At 60.5% G+C, this 16,397-nt stretch carries 12 protein-coding genes and 1 pseudogene; 2 read left to right on the top strand and 11 right to left on the bottom strand.

Features of this window, described 5'->3' with window-relative positions; genetic code table 11:
* Positions 1 to 608: 608 nt before the first annotated feature.
* Positions 609 to 2,792: a T3SS effector XopP-like protein gene (locus AC56QX_RS39180; RefSeq protein ID WP_497118614.1), complete on the top strand. Its 2,184-nt coding sequence runs from the start codon at positions 609 to 611 to the stop codon at positions 2,790 to 2,792.
* A gap of 268 nt (positions 2,793 to 3,060) precedes the next feature.
* On the top strand, positions 3,061 to 6,585 hold the full coding sequence (locus AC56QX_RS39175; protein WP_497118613.1) for an indolepyruvate ferredoxin oxidoreductase family protein: 3,525 nt from the start codon (positions 3,061 to 3,063) through the stop codon (positions 6,583 to 6,585).
* Positions 6,586 to 6,599: 14 nt separating this feature from the next.
* Here the strand turns inward: AC56QX_RS39175 and AC56QX_RS39170 are convergent.
* The 11 genes and pseudogenes from AC56QX_RS39170 to AC56QX_RS39120 form a co-directional block, all read right to left on the bottom strand.
* Positions 6,600 to 7,033: pseudogene (locus tag AC56QX_RS39170) on the bottom strand (IS66 family transposase); the annotation flags it as partial.
* Between the two features lie 546 nt (positions 7,034 to 7,579).
* Positions 7,580 to 9,208 carry an IS1634 family transposase gene (locus AC56QX_RS39165; RefSeq protein WP_497118612.1) on the bottom strand — a complete coding sequence of 543 codons (1,629 nt, stop codon included), beginning with the start codon at positions 9,206 to 9,208 and terminating at the stop codon, positions 7,580 to 7,582.
* A 164-nt stretch (positions 9,209 to 9,372) separates the two neighbouring features.
* Entirely contained in the window at positions 9,373 to 10,410 is a 1,038-nt protein-coding gene (locus AC56QX_RS39160) for an EscU/YscU/HrcU family type III secretion system export apparatus switch protein (RefSeq protein WP_497118611.1), read from the bottom strand.
* Positions 10,407 to 11,222, bottom strand: a complete 816-nt coding sequence (gene sctT, locus AC56QX_RS39155; RefSeq protein ID WP_497118610.1) for a type III secretion system export apparatus subunit SctT — start codon at positions 11,220 to 11,222, stop codon at positions 10,407 to 10,409. The genes AC56QX_RS39160 and sctT overlap by 4 nt, the downstream gene beginning before the upstream one ends.
* 8 nt (positions 11,223 to 11,230) lie before the next feature.
* Positions 11,231 to 11,479, bottom strand: a complete 249-nt coding sequence (locus tag AC56QX_RS39150) for an EscS/YscS/HrcS family type III secretion system export apparatus protein (protein WP_183465589.1) — start codon at positions 11,477 to 11,479, stop codon at positions 11,231 to 11,233.
* Positions 11,480 to 11,508: 29 nt separating this feature from the next.
* Positions 11,509 to 12,174: a type III secretion system export apparatus subunit SctR gene (gene sctR / locus AC56QX_RS39145; protein WP_475439107.1), complete on the bottom strand. Its 666-nt coding sequence runs from the start codon at positions 12,172 to 12,174 to the stop codon at positions 11,509 to 11,511.
* Positions 12,167 to 13,042 (bottom strand): type III secretion system cytoplasmic ring protein SctQ, encoded by an 876-nt coding sequence (gene sctQ, locus AC56QX_RS39140; RefSeq protein ID WP_497118886.1) that lies wholly within the window; start codon positions 13,040 to 13,042, stop codon positions 12,167 to 12,169. Before sctQ ends, sctR begins: the two co-directional genes overlap by 8 nt.
* A 227-nt stretch (positions 13,043 to 13,269) precedes the next feature.
* Positions 13,270 to 13,806, bottom strand: a complete 537-nt coding sequence (locus tag AC56QX_RS39135; protein ID WP_258599962.1) for a hypothetical protein — start codon at positions 13,804 to 13,806, stop codon at positions 13,270 to 13,272.
* Complete coding sequence (sctN, locus tag AC56QX_RS39130) at positions 13,782 to 15,140, bottom strand: type III secretion system ATPase SctN (RefSeq protein ID WP_497118607.1); 1,359 nt, start codon at positions 15,138 to 15,140, stop codon at positions 13,782 to 13,784. The genes AC56QX_RS39135 and sctN overlap by 25 nt, the downstream gene beginning before the upstream one ends.
* The gene (sctL, locus tag AC56QX_RS39125) at positions 15,137 to 15,760 is read right to left on the bottom strand and encodes a type III secretion system stator protein SctL (RefSeq protein ID WP_183455251.1); all 624 of its coding nucleotides are present in this window, start codon (positions 15,758 to 15,760) and stop codon (positions 15,137 to 15,139) included. The genes sctN and sctL overlap by 4 nt, the downstream gene beginning before the upstream one ends.
* Entirely contained in the window at positions 15,757 to 16,389 is a 633-nt protein-coding gene (locus tag AC56QX_RS39120) for a nodulation protein NolU (RefSeq protein WP_497118606.1), read from the bottom strand. Before AC56QX_RS39120 ends, sctL begins: the two co-directional genes overlap by 4 nt.
* Positions 16,390 to 16,397 lie beyond the last annotated feature (8 nt).

The raw sequence follows: 16,397 nt of genomic DNA, 5'->3' as shown, positions 1-16,397 counted from the left end.
CGGCAGCTCATTTTCGGCGTAAGTGGGCGAACAACCGTGCCGGTGAAAGGCAGCAAGCAAGCCTCCACTAGTCTCGGCAGAGGACAGAGAGCAGTGGTACAGGGCGCACCAAGCTCCCGCAGGTCAGGGCCTAGATCCACTACGGCTGAGCGACATCAGCCCCAACACAATGGGCGCATTCTTGCCGATATCGGAGATGTAATATGACGGGCATTGGTCGACCTGGCAGATCGCGCATAGGGAATGCTGGAGCCGACAGCACGTTGGGGGCGAGCAGTTCGCGCTCGCAATCCAGTGTTGCTCTTGGGGAAGGCAGTCAATCGTTCAGATCCGTTGTCGAGCGGATCCGCTCTGGGGCTCAAGATAGAGGGACGTCCTCCGCGCGCGGTGCCGATGATGCCCTGGGCGACGGGTCTTCCGGCCACTCCGTTGGCGCACATCGAACCCTGACTGCTGCGCAACGTGAAGCCGCTGCGCCACCTGCAGCGATTGCGCGGCAAAGCGATTTTCCCTCAGTCTCGGAGGGTGGAGCAACGGCGTCCGAGGGCGGAGCTACGGCGCCGGTCGCCAGCCAGCCTCCAAGCTCGAGTGTGGCAGTTCCCATTTCCTTGACAGGCGAAGAAATCAACGCGGCAAAGATACGAATGCTCGGCCTGCTTAACGAGCTTGACGGTTGCCGTAATGCGGCGCTGCGCGGACACGATTCGTTGGAGGAGGCGCAAGATCAGATGGATCGGTTCATCAATGCAGGCTCGACAGTTCTGAACTACTACGCAAGCCTGCCCCCGGCAGTGGCGCGTAGCATTCTGTCCGACGATCGGGCGCGTGAATTCCGCGACGAAACGCTCAATCGGGCGAAGCACTGCAACCTGTTGGCCACCAATATACTCTACGCCTTGCGCGAAAAAAGGGAGGCTGCGGACGCGGTACTCCACAAGTTGCGCGCATCCAACACTCCCCGCGACCCGCTGAGCCGAGCAGTTTCCAGTGTGGCGAAGCACTATGTGGCCCTCATGGAGTGGTGGGAAAAGAAGCTGCGGCGCTGCGAACGAATGCGGTCCGTCTGCGCCGCCACTGCCAACTTACCGAGCGCAACGGCCGAGATGCGAGAGGGCGAACAGGCCGCACTGCGCCTGCACACCGGCTGGGCAGCGAATTTGAAGGTCATGGTGCTGCAATCGCGGGTCGCTCTCGCGCAGATCAAGATTGAACCGCTGGCGAGCACGTTCGAAGCAGCCGTGAGGGAAATCCTCATAGGTGAGGACCGGAAGGTGCGTCTGCTGGGGACCTTCATCAGCGACGTTTTTCCGGCATTCCACTCCACCGGCGACGCTGTGATGTCCAGCGAAGGGCGCCCACTCGACGCAGAGCACTGCGCCGTGCTGGAAGGAGTCATGGAGCGGCTTTCGGAATTTGGATTGGCGTTGCACGACATGCTTGCCAAGTTAGGCGATGACCGAACAGGTGCGGGCCTCCCATTGGAACTGTTGGGCCAGATCGTGGACGACGCATGGATCACTGCGGACGAGGTCATGCACTTCCTGGAACTGCAGCCGAAGTCGCCAGCCATCATTGCATCGCCGGCAGCCGCTGGTGCTGCAAAACCGGCCGGCACTGCCGGCACGGCTACAATCGCCGAAACCTTGGCACAACAACTGCAGACCAAAGCCATCATTGCACCGCCGGCCGACGCTCGCGCTGCGATACCGGCCGACACTGCCAGCGAGGCTGCAGGGGCCCAAGGCACTGCGGTGGGCAAGAAACGGAAAGCGAACGGGAAAGGGAAAGACAAGCAGGCCGCTGGCGCCGGCACTTCGGCCGCCGGTGCTAGCTCTTCGGCCGCCGGCCAGCCGGAGCCGCAAGTCGCTGCAAACGACGGCGATCCGGCGCCAGCAGCCAAGGTTGTCGTGCTTTCCGATCTAGGTACGAAAAAGCTCGTGAGTGCGGAGGAGGCGCCGGATGCGAGTGCGTCGGTGGCGGCTGCACGCTTGGCGATCTGGCAGGCCCCGGCTTCGGAGCAGATGCTGGCACGGTTGGCCGAACTCCTGAAGTTCGATCTGGCTGGTCAGCAAAAGGCCGTCTCGCAAGCGCGCCAGATGAAACCCGAGAACGCCGAACACGTCGTGGACACCGTGGTCGAGCGTCTGCAGACCCAGGCCGCCGAGATGCAGGCCTGTCTGGCCGCGTTTAAGCAGCATGATAGTCTCCTCCGACTCTCGCCTTCGCAAGTACCCAAAGTGCACGAAGACACAGAACAGCTCAAGAGAATGTTGGGCCAGGCGCAAGGACTGGCCAAGGCTTTGAAAGAACAAAAGGCCACGATTACGATCGAATGCATGAAGACCTACGCATTTCCGTCGCAGAAGTACCTTGAACACTTGCGGCAGGCCAAGGAGTTGACGCCTGCGGATCCACCGCAGCCGTTGAGGGGGGAGCCAGGGACGCTATTCGAAATCCGGCTGCAGCCCAAGGCGCTGCGCAATGGTGCAATGCCGAAACCGATGTGGGTGCACATCCATACGAAGGAGTCGGTACATGCGGGGCAGTTGGCGACGCTGAATGACGCCGACTTCGTCGCTTGCCACGTCAAATCCAATGAACAGCGCGGCCACAATCGCCAGTGGCAGGACGCCCGGGCTGCGATCGGTCACGAGAACGTCGTAATCCACCGCGGCAAGCTCACCCCTGCGTTCTGCAAGTCCCTGTTGACCGGAGGGCTCAGCGGCCACCCACGCCATCCGCTTGCCGCGGTGGAGCACCGGTCGACACCGGCTGCTCGACACGCGATATAGTCGGGGGCTCGCAGTTAAGTGCCGCTTGTGGTGACACCATGAGTCATACCTCCGAAATCTGGAGGCCAGAGGGTCGTTGGTCCAGATGCTGGCAGTTGAGCCTCTCTGGTCTTGAGCCAAACAGCGTATGCCGCGAACTGCACGGGTTGCCGGCCCCGCACCTCAACTATCGCAAAAAGGGCGAGCGGCGCTGGTGCGCGGAACACCCCGGCCAAAACTTGCCTGAAGCGGACGCCCGATTTGAGCTGTCGCGTCGAAGGAATTGCAGATGACGCTTCATGACGTTGCGCTCGACGACAAATTCGACCTTTCCAAGGAGCGCATCTTCCTGTCGGGCGCGCAAGCGGTCGTGCGTATGCTCCTCATGCAGCGCGAGCGCGATCGCCGCGCGGGGCTTAACACCGCCGGCTTCGTTTCGGGCTATCGCGGCTCGCCGCTCGGCGGTCTCGACCTCCAGCTCTGGAAAGCCAAACGGCAGCTTGCCGACGCCAGCATCGTTTTCCAGCCCGGGCTGAACGAGGAACTGGCCGCTACGGCCTGCTGGGGTACGCAGCAGACGGAACTGCTCGGCGAAGGCAAATATGACGGCGTTTTTTCGATCTGGTACGGCAAGGGTCCGGGCGTCGACCGCTCCGGCGACGTTTTTCGCCACGCCAATCTCGCCGGATCGTCCAGGTATGGCGGTGTGCTCGCCCTGATGGGCGACGACCACATGGCGGAATCATCCAGCAACGCGCACGCCACCGAGTTCGTGTTCGTCGATACCATGATCCCAATCCTCAATCCGGCGGGCGTGCAGGAACTGATCGAATACGGCCTTTACGGCTACGCCATGTCGCGCTTCGCCGGCACCTGGGCGGCGATCAAATGCGTCAAGGACAATATCGAATCGACGGCTTCGGTGGATGCGTCGCTCGACCGGCTGAACATCATCATCCCCGAGTTCGACATGCCGCCCAGCGGTTTGAATATCCGCCACGAGCTCGACCAGCTCGGCCAGGAAGCGCGTCTGCACGAACACAAGCGTGCCGCAGCGGCGGCCTTCATCAAGGCCAATGATCTCAATCGAATCGTCTATTCGGGCGGCCGAAATCCGAAGATCGGCATCATCACCATCGGCAAGAGCTATCTTGACGTACGCCAGGCGCTGGAGGATATCGGCGTCGACGAAGCCCGTGCCAACCAGCTCGGCGTGCGGCTGTTCAAGATAGGCTGCCCGTGGCCGCTCGACTTCGAGCACATTGCGGATTTCGTGCGTGGCCTGGAGAAGGTGATCGTCGTCGAGGAGAAGCGCTCGCTGATCGAAGTCCAGCTGCGCGAGAGCCTCTACAACACGGCCATGCAGCCCATGGTGATTGGCAAGAAGGACGAGCGCGGCGGCTGGCTTTTCCCGGCCAAGGGTTCCCTCGACCCGAATGATATCGCGATCGCGCTCGGCGAGCGCATCGTCGAGACGATCGGACCGTCGGAGGAGATTTCTGCACGGGTCGCTCGGCTAAAGCAGTTCCAGGCGATGCTTGCCGACAAGAAGGACATTGGCGCGCGCACGCCATTCTTCTGCTCCGGCTGCCCGCACAATTCCTCGACCAAAGTGCCCGAAGGCTCGATCGCCACCGCCGGCATCGGCTGCCACTTCATGGCGCTGTGGATGGACCGCTCCACGGTCGGCTTCACCGCGATGGGCGGGGAGGGCGCGCAATGGGTCGGCCAGGCGCCGTTCTCGACGCGCGAGCACATCTTCCAGAACCTCGGCGACGGCACCTATAACCATTCCGGCTCGCTGGCGCTGCGCTTCGCGCTCGCCTCGGGCGCGAACATCACCTATAAGATCCTCTACAACGACGCCGTCGCTATGACTGGTGGCCAGCCGCTCGAAGGCAATCTGACCGTCGACATGATCGCGAGCCAGGTGCACGCCGAGGGCGTCGAGCGCATCGCCATCGTCACCGACGAACCCCGCAAGTATGCCGACGCAGGGATAGGGTTTCCCGCCGGTTCCACCATCCACCATCGCGATGATCTCGACCTGGTGCAGCGGCAGTTGCGCGAGGTGAAGGGCGTGTCCGTGCTGCTTTATGACCAGACCTGCGCGGCCGAAAAGCGCCGCCGCCGCAAGCGCGGAACCTTCCCGGACCCCGACAAGCGCGTCATCATCAATGAGCTCGTCTGCGAAGGCTGCGGCGATTGCGGCGTCCAATCCAACTGCGCCTCGATCCAACCCGTCGAAACTGAGTTCGGCCGCAAGCGCCGCATTGACCAGTCGAGCTGCAATAAGGATTTCTCCTGCGTCAACGGCTTTTGCCCGTCCTTCGTCACCGTGCATGGCGCGAAGATTCGCAAGGCCGAAGGCATGGCAGGAAAATCCGATCCGCTCGAAGGCGTGCTGGAACCACAGCTTTTTGCGCTCAATGGCGACGGCTGGTCATCGATCATCGATGGTGTCGGCGGCACCGGCGTCGTCACAGTCGGCGCCATCCTCGGCATGGCGGCGCATCTGGAGGGCAAGGGCTGCGGCATGATCGACATGGCGGGCCTGGCGCAGAAGGGCGGGGCGGTTTTTTCACATGTCCGCATCGCAAAAACCCCTGAGGATATCCACGCCATCCGCGTCTCGGCGGGCAAGGCCGACCTCGTTCTCGGCTGCGACCTGGTCGTGTCGGGCAACAAGAAGGTGCTGGCGGCGGTGCGCGAGGGCCATACGATCTTCGTCGCCAACACCGCCGAGATCATGCCGGGCGACTTCGCGCGCTCGGCCGATTTTTCGCTGCCCGTGGAGCGGTTGAAGGAGGCCATTCGCGAGGCTGCCGGCGAAAAGGCGCATTTCTTCGACGCCACGCGCACTGCGTCGGCGCTGTTCGGCAATTCGCTCGGGGCCAACATGTTCATGCTGGGCTTTGCCTACCAGCATGGCGGGCTGCCGCTGCCGGCGGAGGCGATCGAACGCGCCATCGAACTCAATGGCGAGTCGGTCGCCATGAATATCGCAGCTTTCCGCTGGGGACGGCGCGCGGCGCATCAGCCGGATTTCGTCAAAGGAATGCTCGGCCGGCCTGGCCAGGCGGCGGAGCCCGGTATCGCACAGACGCTTGACGAGATCGTCGCGCGTCGAGTGGAGTTCCTGACCGCCTATCAGAACGCCGCCTATGCGAAGCGTTACGCCGATCGTGTCGCGGCCGTCCGCAAGGCCGAGCAGGCAGTCTTGCCGGGCTCCGCCCCGGTCGCCGAGGCCGTGGCGAGAAACCTATTCAAACTGATGGCTATCAAGGACGAGTATGAAGTCGCCCGCCTCTACACGGACGGATCGTTCCAGCGCCAACTGGCGGCGCAATTCCAGGAATACGACCGGCTGGAATTCCACCTCGCGCCCCCGATCATGGGCCGGCGCGGCACGGACGGAAAGCCAAAGAAATCAAGTTTCGGGCCGGGGATGATGAAGGCATTCAGCCTGCTTGCGTCGCTGAAGGGCCTGCGCGGATCAGCGCTCGATCTGTTCGGCTATTCCGCCGAGCGGCGGACGGAGCGCGGCCTGCTCGCAAGCTACGAGGCCGATGTCGACCGCATCGCCCGCATCCTGACGCCAGCGAAGTTAGAGGCGGCTGCTGCCTTGGCGTCAGTCCCGGCTCTCATTCGCGGCTACGGCCACGTCAAGCAGGCCAGCGTGGAAAAGGCTGCGGGAGAGCGGGCCCGGCTTCTGGCGCGCCTTGAAAGCGCAGAGGCAAAACCGGAGCCGGAACGGCGGAACAAGCCGCTTCCTGTGGCAAGTATATCCCTGTGCAATCCGACCTTAACGTAAAGATTGCCCTGGTAGGCGCATGATCCTCTTTTAGGCGATTGTGGCAAAGCTCGGCTCCCGGCGAGCTCGAACAATTTGCGGCGCGCATGCGCCCTGCTTCGAGTACCGGCGGCGCGTGGCGTTCGCCATAGCCGCCATAGGCGTCGGCCTGCGGGATCGCGGACCAGGTGCCAAGATGGACCCGTGGATGTTCGCCACGCCGGTAGCGCGAATAATGAAACAGCCCGGCGGGCGGATCGACACCGCCGAACGCGGACATAGACCCGCAGCCTGCCAGTATCGGTCTTGCCCTTGGCGAGGACCGGCACGTTTGTATCGCCGCCGTGCCATCGGTGGGCGAGGAGGACATGAGGCTCGATCGACGATGGATGGGCACGAGCGCGAATGTGGCCGCGCCAACCTGGTCGGCGAGCGTCGGCAGGCTCAGCGGCACTCCTTCACGCGCAAAACACCCGGTCCTGGCGGTCTAATGGCTAAGGCCTCTCAAGTCGCCGCGATCGAGGTCGATCCGGTGATACGCCCTCCTGCATCCGTCTGCTTGGTGGCACTACGCGTGCAGGGATATCGGACTAGCTACCAATTCGACCATACGAGGCGGTCGCCTACTACGCCAGCTTCGGCTACAAGGCGAAAGCCTTCGCGAGGATTGCCGCATCCTTGGGCTCAAGCCCATCCGCATCAAACCTACACGCCAAGACCAACGCAAGGCCGGGCGCTTCATCAAGCGTGGTCTTGGGGAATAGGCCTATGCCGTCCCATGCCCGACTTCCCATGATCGCGCCGTCGAGCTGCCTGCCTGGCTTAATGGCTAGAATAGTGGAACAGACCGCAGCCTAATCCCACAACGCCAATCAGCAGACTCGGCTTCACCGAGGACAGCCTGTTGAGGCGCCACATCTAGGCCCCACTTAAACACCGCCTGTAAGAATATGTTATTATATCAGCACGTTAGGCGCGCGCCGGCGCGTGTTACCACTACATTTTGGGGATGATCTCAGGCGAGTTGTTCGTCGAGGTTGTGTGGCAGAGCGATGCCAGATGCCTTGAAGACGTTGCCCACTTGGCCCGTAACGTGAGTTCTGGTTGTGACGATGCGACCATCCTTTTCGATGGTGGCTTCCTGGAGGCGGTCGAGATCGCGTAGGAGCGGCTGCCATTCGGGCGTCAGGCCTTTGGCCCGGCAGAGGCGGCGCAGTTCCTTGCTGAGCACGAGCGCCAGGAACGAGCAAAACACATGCCCGCGGATGGCGGCATCGGATTGGTGGAAGATCGGCCGGGTATTGAAGGTTGCCTTGGCGGCGCGGAACAGGCTCTCGACCTCGAGCAAATCGCGATACCGCAGCACGGCCTGGAGCGGGGTCACCTTCGCGTTGGTCCGCACCACGGTGAGGCCGTCGTACCGGGCTTCCTCGGCAAGCTTGCCGACATCGATCTTGAAGTTCTTGCCGCTGGCCTTGAGGTAACGCCGGTAGGCCGAGTTGCCGACCAGTGCCTTGTCGCCCTTCTTGAGCTGTGCCTCGAGGCCGGCGATGATCGCCTGGCGGTCGGCCTTGTCCTTCTCGGCCTCGGCGTCATTGCGGCTGACAATGTAGCGGTCTTTACCGACCTTGACCTCTTTGACCCACAACTGAGTTTCACCGCGCTGGCGCTCGAGAACGAGCGGAACCATCGGTGCCGCGTCATTGAGCACGACGTTGAGGATCACGCTGCTCGAGCGTTCGCGGGCCCCCAGAATGTATTCCATGCCCAGCTTTTCGAGCGCGGCGATGGTATCGGCGCTGATCATGCCGCGATCGGCGACAACGCAGGCGCGTGTGACGCCGAAGCGCGTTCGCAGCCGATCGACCACCGGCAACAGGACGGTCACGTCAGCGGTGTTGCCGGGCACCATCTCGGTGCAGATCGGCCGGCCCTCGGCATCAACGACCAGCGCCAGGATCATTTGCGCCAGATCGGGGCGGAAGTCCTTGGAATGCCCGCGCTTGCCCAGCGTCTCGCCGCCCGCGCCATGGAAGGACAACGAGGTTGTGTCCATGAACACAAGGCTGAGGTCGGTGAACAGGTCCTGCCGGCGCGCGAAGAGCTTTTCCTCGATCACGTCTTTCACGCAGCGCGCCACCAGCGCGCCTTGCGCCTTTTCGCCGAGTTCCTCGCCCAGCCACGCCATGGCCCGGTAAAAGTGATGGAGCGCCAGACCCTCGGCGCCCTCGATACCATAATCGGCCATCCAGTTCGCGCAGTCGCGGTCCGAGCCGGACACGAACAGCCGATGCAACGTGCCAATGAACACCGCCCGTTCCACCGCAAAGCCGAACTGGCGCCCCTCCAGCACCTCTTCCAGCACATCGCCGATCCCGAGCCGCTGCCACAGCCGCCCGAACAACAGCGGACCGCCAATGCGGCGAGAGGCAATCCGCCCCGCGTCAATGTCGGACAGGATGAGGCTGCGTTCGCCATGGCGCGCAATCGAGGCCGCCAATCTGTCAAGTTCGCCGCTGGCAACCAGCGCATCCTTGCGGCCCAGCGCCTTTATCGTGCGCTGGCGAACGGTTTTGCCGTCGCGGACACTTTCCACGAGGTAGAGATAGCGGTGGCCGCGCGCGACTCTCTCAACGACAAACATGCCAGCGTTGTTAGCGAATAAATGCCGTCAAATCCATACAGAACCACGATAACAGCACAAATGTTGTTACCACACATTTTCGCGCCGGAAATTCAAGGCAAGTGAATTCAATAGCTTAACTGACAGCGTTCGCCATCCGTTCACCTCCAACTGTTCAAGTCGGGCTAGGCTAAGCCTGCGGCGAAGAGTGCTCTCGCGACGGGCTCGAAATGTTGCCTGGGAACGGCGTTGCCCAGTTTCGTTGCGCTGATGAGCTGATGCGCTAGGACATGATCATCGACAATAGTGAGATGTAGCGCCTGCGCCTCATAGAACATGTGCGAAGCGGCCTCGCCCTCGGCGCGGCAAACTAGGACCGGCACCCCGGTCTCACCACGAATGTAGCGAAGACCGACCAGTATCGCCTTTCCTCTGAAGATCAACGTGGCGCGATTCAACCCAAGCGGAGGCTCGCCAGCTGTCTCGTCGCGGATGCGACGCCGTTCACTCTTCAACTCTGGCGTCCCCTGCTGTTCCTTCAACTCGCGCGTCACTTCGGTCTTGGTCATGCGCATTTCGCGCAGAAACAACGAACGCTGCAACAGGAGATCGATCAGCCCGCCCACCAGAAGTGCACCGGCGCCAATCCCCATCAGCAGTTTCGCCTCCGTAAAGACCAAGCCGAGACAGCCCATGCCGCAGACTGGCAGATAGATCACCGTCTTCCACATGCCGAAAAGCAAGATAAGAAAGGTGGTGCTGAGGACCACTACCTTAAACAGTGTCTTCCCAAGCTCGACTGCTGAACGCGCAGACACCATGCGTTTCAGCCCTTGAAAAGGGTCAATCTTCTCAAACTTGGGCTTCATAGGCTCGAGAGAGAAGACAAATCCACCATTGGCTATCAATCCCGCCAAAATTACCGCGGCGACGAGAGCTCCAAGCAGCGGGCCAACGGCCCCCAGGGTGAGTTCGATCAGCAGGACCAATGCCTGCCGGACCGCGATATCGAAAGGAAGGTTCTGCAGCTTGTCGACCAATAATAGCGCTTCCTGGCATTTGTCTTCGATTACGCTCCCTCTCAGCCAAAGGTAGCCGAACCCAGCGCAAGTGCCGGCCGCGCGGACGAAATCGGCGCTACGCGGTATCTGCCCGTTTTTGCGCGCTTCCCTTAGCTTCGTCGGGGTGGCGGCGAGATTCTTTTCTTCACTCGTGTCGCTCATTTCAGCAACTTGCCGAACCACTCAAGCGCATTCGCTTGTGCAAACTCCAGTTTCATGCCCTCGACCAGATAGGCGGTGTAGGTAACCATGATAATCGGAAAGCCGATATTCTTGAGCGTGGGGGACAGTTGGCTCGACTTGAATTGCGGCGCAAAGCGACGGAGTATCATCATTGATACATCCACCAGCAGCAGGAAGATCACGACAGGGCCGGAGACCAATAATGTCGTGCGCATAATGTGGTCGAGGAGCCCTAATAGCTCCATTGCTCCTTGCGGGCTCAATGTGGGGTGAAACCGAAAAACGGGCCAGATCAGGTAGCTGCCATAAAGAGCACTGATGACAGCCTCCATACCTCCTGATGCGACGAAGATCGTGATTGCAGTGATCCCGAGAAAAACGCCCATAGCGGAAGCCTGGCTGTTCGTCGCGGGGTCGGTCGGAGCGGACGGGCTGGTGATGCCACGTTGGTTATCGATAAACTCACCAGCCGCCTGAAGGCCCCATAGGGGGATGCCGAGCAAAGTGCCAAGTAGCACGCCGACAAAAACCTCCTTCAAACCGAGCAGAGTTACATGGATTAGAACCGTTTCAGGATCCAGCGCGCGCAGCCCGTCGCTCACCTGTGCCAAGCACGGCAGTCCGAAGGCAACAGCCAGGCAGCTGCGGATCAGCCCACCGACCTGAGATCGTGTAAATACAGGAAGTACCAGCATAATGCCTGTCGCGCGGGCTGCGCCAAGACTGGCCGCAACGACGAGCTCGAGAGCCGCATGGATCAGGATTTGAATCTCGCCCGATGACGCATACATGGCGGAGGCTAGTAGCTTGGTGTCATTGCGGGAAACTCAGTAAAGATCTGGTCGGCTAGCTCTATGAGCGGAGCGCTCAGCACAGGGGCAAACAGGCCAATTACCGCGACAACGACCAGAAGCTTCACCGTGAGCGGCAAGCTTTCATCCTGAATCTGCGTTGCCGCCTGGATGATGCCAATGCCCAGGCCAACAACCACCGATGCAATAAGCGGCGGCAGAATCCAGATCATGAAAACCATCAAAGATTGGCTCATAAGTGTGACAATAGTCGATTCAGTGATAGTTAACCTCCCGGTATCGTGTAACTCAACACAAGTCCGTGCATCAATCTCGACCAGCCATCAATAGCGACAAACAAAAATAGTTTGAAAGGTACAGATATAACCGTCGGGGATACCATTGACATGCCCATCGCCATCAAGATTGTCGTTACGATAAGATCGATGACGATAAAGGGCAGATAAAGTAGAAAGCCGATTTCGAATGCACGCTTGAGTTCTGAAATTAGAAAAGATGGTACGAGAATGGCAAAATCATCAGGTGTGGCTTTGGCGCGCATTTCCTCTGGCCAGACTTTTTCAGTCGAGGAAAGGAAAAATCGCCGCTGCTCTTCGTTCGTGAACTTCTTGAGATGATCGCGCAAGGGTTCACTTCCTTCGTGAGCGGCGCTTATCCAGTCATCGATCGTCTGATAACGCAGTTTCGGATCTGTGAGGCGATCATAGGTCTGTTCAATAACAGGCGCGCTAACGAACATGGTGAGGATCAATGCCGCGGCGTATAGTACCACGTTCGGTGGTATCGTCTGGGTCCCGAGCGCATTGCGGACGAGGAATAGAACAACCGATACCTTTACGAACGCCGTGGTCGTGGCGACTGCTAAAACCAGCAGCCCAAGTCCGGCGGTAACCGCAAGAAGCGTCAGGACGGCCGGCTGAATCTCAGTCATTGCATGCCAATCTGCCGCAGAGTCTGATGCCCAGCTCATCTCCGATGCGCACAATGTCGCCACGCCCGATACGCCGACCATTAGCAACTATGTCGACTGGACCATCGATCGGCCGACCAAGTTCGAAAACATGCCCTTCGCCGGCACTCCTCAATTCTCCTAGAGGGATAGGCCAGCGGCCGCATTCAAAGACAAGCATGATCTCGATTTCGTCGAGATCGGCTTCCGACGGCCCTAGTTGAGATTCGGGTTGTTTCATATGCGCATTCTCCAACGGGCACGATCGCGGGCGGAAAGGCGCCCGCAGGATTAGGTGGTCGCCCTCAAGATCTGCCTCGGTCCATAACTGCCCCACTGATAGGGTGATCTGGCCACGGCCGAACGGCGCTATGTCTGGTATCAGAGCATCACCGGCACATGCTCTTCGAAGAAGCGCCGCCGGAACGCGAAGCGTGCCGATCTCTCCTGCAACTATGACCGGAAGCTCTGTGGAAAGCCCGCGCGGCTGTCGCGGCAACTGCCCAATCAGTACGCCCAAAGCGCGGAACGCAGACGGCACCAAGCCATCAAGAGGCGAGAACAGGGACAGACGACCCTTGCCACTGACGGGACCGAAGTCGATATCCAGCTCGAGATAAGGTGCCGGTGTCATGGCTTCACGCACGCAAAGGAGGCGCACGCTCCGCTGTGTCCTATGCTCCAGGCGAGCTATCAGCGGCTCGAGTGCAAGTTCGAGAATGAGCGAAGCAGTTGGCTCGGAAGGGAAAGCAAGGCCACTCTGCACTGTCGAGACGAGCGCCTCTACAAGCGGTCGGGACAGCGACAAGACGACCGTTTCACCTCCCACCCGCCAAATGCAGTCAAGCATCGGAATGGCAGTAGGTTCCTGCTGCCACACAACTCCGCCCATCCGCAGCGATAGCGACTTGTCGCCGATCCGGCTCTGAAACGGCGTGCGGGAAGTCGCTATATCATTGAGCCACGAGGCGACCTCGTGCGACAGTGTTAGCGCTGGTTCGAGTATAGCGGGTCTGACCACAGTGGTTACCAAAGCGGCTCTAAACTGTACGAGCGCGTCATTCACAGAACCTGCGGTTATCGGATCTGGTTGCGGGACATCTGGGCGAGAGAAACCCGCCCATACCGAAGCAACATTTCATCGTCGGCCTCTATCTCGCCTGCGGCATCCGACTGAATATCGACGGCGCGCCTGACGTCATCGTCGATTTGTTGCCATTTGTGCGTTGCCGCCGAACATCTGACCCATAGCTCCCTCTTCTCAGATGCCGCTATCTCGGCCTTTTCTTGAGCAAGGCGTGCATCATCAAGCATCTGGCGTTTGAAAGCGATCTCAGCCGCAAGCCGGTCAATACAAAGGTCGTGACGGTCGAGTGCTGCGCTGGACAAGCTGTCGAGCGTCATCAGCTCTTGGTAGAGCGCTGCTTCGGCCGAAGCGCAATGTTGCTGCGCGATTGCAAGCCCCTGCGAGGCATTGTGTACGGCTAAGGTGGCCATATGGCGCTCGGTTTCCTTCCTGGACAGCTCCCTACGGGCACCACGCTCTTGCATTTCCTTCAGGAGCCGTAACCTCGAGGCCTGAACACGATTCACGCGGTCAGACGCGACATCCATGCGACCGTCTCCTCGAAATGCGATGCCTCGCCTTCGGTCTGGCACAAAAATTCCCTCAGCTCGCCAATCGACGCGACAGCCCGGTCAGTTAGGGGGTCGCCGCCTTGCTTGTATTCGCCGACATTGATCAAAAACTCGTTCTCGGCATAGCGCGACAGGAGATCGCGGAAGAAGGATGCTGCCTTGCGATGTGTCCCAGAAACGACCGCATCCATCACGCGGCTGCGACTCTGCAGCACATCGATAGCGGGGAAATGCGATCGCGCCGCGATAGCGCGTGAGAGGACGACATGGCCATCGAGAATGCCGCGCGATTCCTCGGCGATTGGATCACCTGTGCCATCACCTTCGACAAGCACAGTGTAGAAGGCCGTGATCGAGCCGTGCTCACCCATGCCGGCCCGCTCCAGCAGGCCTGGCAGCATGCCAAAGACGGAAGGAGGAAAGCCCCGTCGGGTCGGCGGCTCACCAGCAGCGAGGCCTATTTCTCGCATGGCGCGGCAGAAGCGCGTCAGCGAGTCCATCATGAGAGCGACGCGTAGTCCCTGTTCGCGAAAATATTCGGCGAGCGCAGTCGCCATAGGAGCACATTGCGCCCGCTCCACTGCTGAGCGGTCGGACGTTTCAACGACAACGACCGTACGGCGCAGGCCGGCCACCCCAAGATGCCGCTCGATGAATTCACGAACTTCACGTCCGCGTTCGCCTATGAGGGCGACTATGACAACGTCAGCGGCGGCACCTTTTACGATCTGCGACAATAACGTCGACTTGCCACAACCAGGCTCGCCATAGATCCCGATTCGCTGGCCCTCGCCGCATGTTAGGAGACCATCCAGGGCACGGACTCCGAGCGGGAATGGCCGCTCAACAATGCGCCTTGTCATCGGATTGGGTGCCCTGCCGCGCAGCGGACGAGTTTCGGCCGTTTTAATTTCGCCTTTGCCGTCAAGTGGACGGCAACGGCTGTCAATCACGCGGCCGAGCAAATCGGGGCCGACTGGCACTTCACGCATTCGTCCGGTGGCCACGACTTCTGTGCGGCTGGACAGGCCGACCAAGTCGCCGATCGGCGTAAGCAACACCCCATCATCCAACAGGCCGATCACCTCGGCTTCCAGCGACAGTCCGGTTCGCGGATCCTGTAGGAGACAAATTTCCCCAATACGAGTGTCCGGCAAGACAGCATGGACCAGTGTACCGATAGCCCGCGTGATCCGTCCGCGCACCACACGCGTGTCGATTTGCTTTGCTGCAGACCTCAAAGACGAGATCGCCGGATCGGGAGCCCGGATGCCAGCGAAATTATTATGCTCTGGTACCGGCGTGGTCACGGTTCGCCTTCCTCAGACAGCAACCCGAAGCCGAGACGCAGCGCGCGCATCTGTGCGTCAAGTCCCAGATCGACATTGCCATACTCGCTCCACAGCACGCACTGTTGAAGCGACAACGTCGGATCCGGATCGATCCGAACCCTCGGCCGACCCTCCCTTCCGTCGCATCCAGCAAACTCGCGCGCGAGCATATCGACTTGCATGGGGCATACATGAAGGCAAACTTCCGCGCCGCTGTATTTGCGCTCAATGGCGTGACGAACAGCCCTCACCAACAGCTCACCCGGGTCGAAAGCGCCCAGAATATCGCTTAGGACCTCCATCACGAGCTGTGGCAGTTCCTGCTCCAGAACCGCCTTTCGTTGCGCCACTTCGGAGACTGTCCCCGCAATCAGCCGTGCCAATTCCTCCGCGCCTGCATTCAAACCCTCGATTTGGCCGCGCGCCCGCTCACGCTGATAAGCGGCGCGTGCCCAACTGCGAACCCGCTGCTGATGCCGTTCTGCCGCAGCGCGCGCTTCTGCGGCGCACTGCCAGATTTCGAGCTCACTTGCCGGTATCAGTGGCCCAACTGGGCGCATTTGCGGTGCGACGGGCGCCGCGGAAACATCGGCTGTCATGGCGCCGGGATCTCCGTCTCAAAATGGGCTAGCACGAGCGAAAACAACTGGCCTGAGGCATTGCCGTGCTCGGGCGCTGGATTCTCGGCGGCTGTCCCGAGGGGCAACCGTAGAAGCACTCGGTTACGCTCAAGCACTGGACTCTGATCGAGCCAAGCACCAAGGCAGGCATGTCCATCGTGTTCAATTTGGAGCGCGAGTTTTTTCGGATCAGCGATCAAACTGCCTGTGATCGCATACGCCAGATGTCGGATGCCAAAAGCGTGCGCATCAGCGCCGATATGTTCAACTAGCACCGTGAGGTGACGTTGTGAAACAAGCTTCAGCAGCGAACGAGCATGCCAAACACTGCCCGCAAAGAGGGCAGCCCGACGCGGGTCATGCCCCTGCAGAAGATCCGGCCCCCAGCAGCATCCGTTCGAATCCGTGTCATTGTCAAGCAGCAATTCTGCCAATTTTGGCTGCAGCCTGGCACAGGTCTGCAACTGCACCACTGTCGCAGCCGATAACGTCGGATCCAGACAGGCGGCAAGACGAGTCGGATGGGCCGAAGCAGCAAGCTCGCTCCAGTACACGGAACGTAATTGCGGCGAATGATCGCGATCGCTAGTCTGCATCGAAATGGGCATTGAGAATA

This window comes from Mesorhizobium sp. RCAM 06353, from assembly GCF_059683585.1.
Note: the sequence above shows the minus strand (reverse complement) of the source record. Positions and strands in the feature narration are given on the sequence as shown.

Coding starts and splice junctions, on each gene's coding strand:
- AC56QX_RS39175 (WP_497118613.1), top strand. CDS start 3,061: ATGACGCTTCATGACGTTGCGCTCGACGACAAATTCGACCTTTCCAAG.
- AC56QX_RS39165 (WP_497118612.1), bottom strand. CDS start 9,208: ATGTTTGTCGTTGAGAGAGTCGCGCGCGGCCACCGCTATCTCTACCTC.
- AC56QX_RS39160 (WP_497118611.1), bottom strand. CDS start 10,410: ATGAGCGACACGAGTGAAGAAAAGAATCTCGCCGCCACCCCGACGAAG.
- sctT (WP_497118610.1), bottom strand. CDS start 11,222: ATGTATGCGTCATCGGGCGAGATTCAAATCCTGATCCATGCGGCTCTC.
- AC56QX_RS39150 (WP_183465589.1), bottom strand. CDS start 11,479: ATGAGCCAATCTTTGATGGTTTTCATGATCTGGATTCTGCCGCCGCTT.
- sctR (WP_475439107.1), bottom strand. CDS start 12,174: ATGACTGAGATTCAGCCGGCCGTCCTGACGCTTCTTGCGGTTACCGCC.
- sctQ (WP_497118886.1), bottom strand. CDS start 13,042: ATGCTTGACTGCATTTGGCGGGTGGGAGGTGAAACGGTCGTCTTGTCG.
- AC56QX_RS39135 (WP_258599962.1), bottom strand. CDS start 13,806: ATGGATGTCGCGTCTGACCGCGTGAATCGTGTTCAGGCCTCGAGGTTA.
- sctL (WP_183455251.1), bottom strand. CDS start 15,760: ATGACAGCCGATGTTTCCGCGGCGCCCGTCGCACCGCAAATGCGCCCA.
- AC56QX_RS39120 (WP_497118606.1), bottom strand. CDS start 16,389: ATGCCCATTTCGATGCAGACTAGCGATCGCGATCATTCGCCGCAATTA.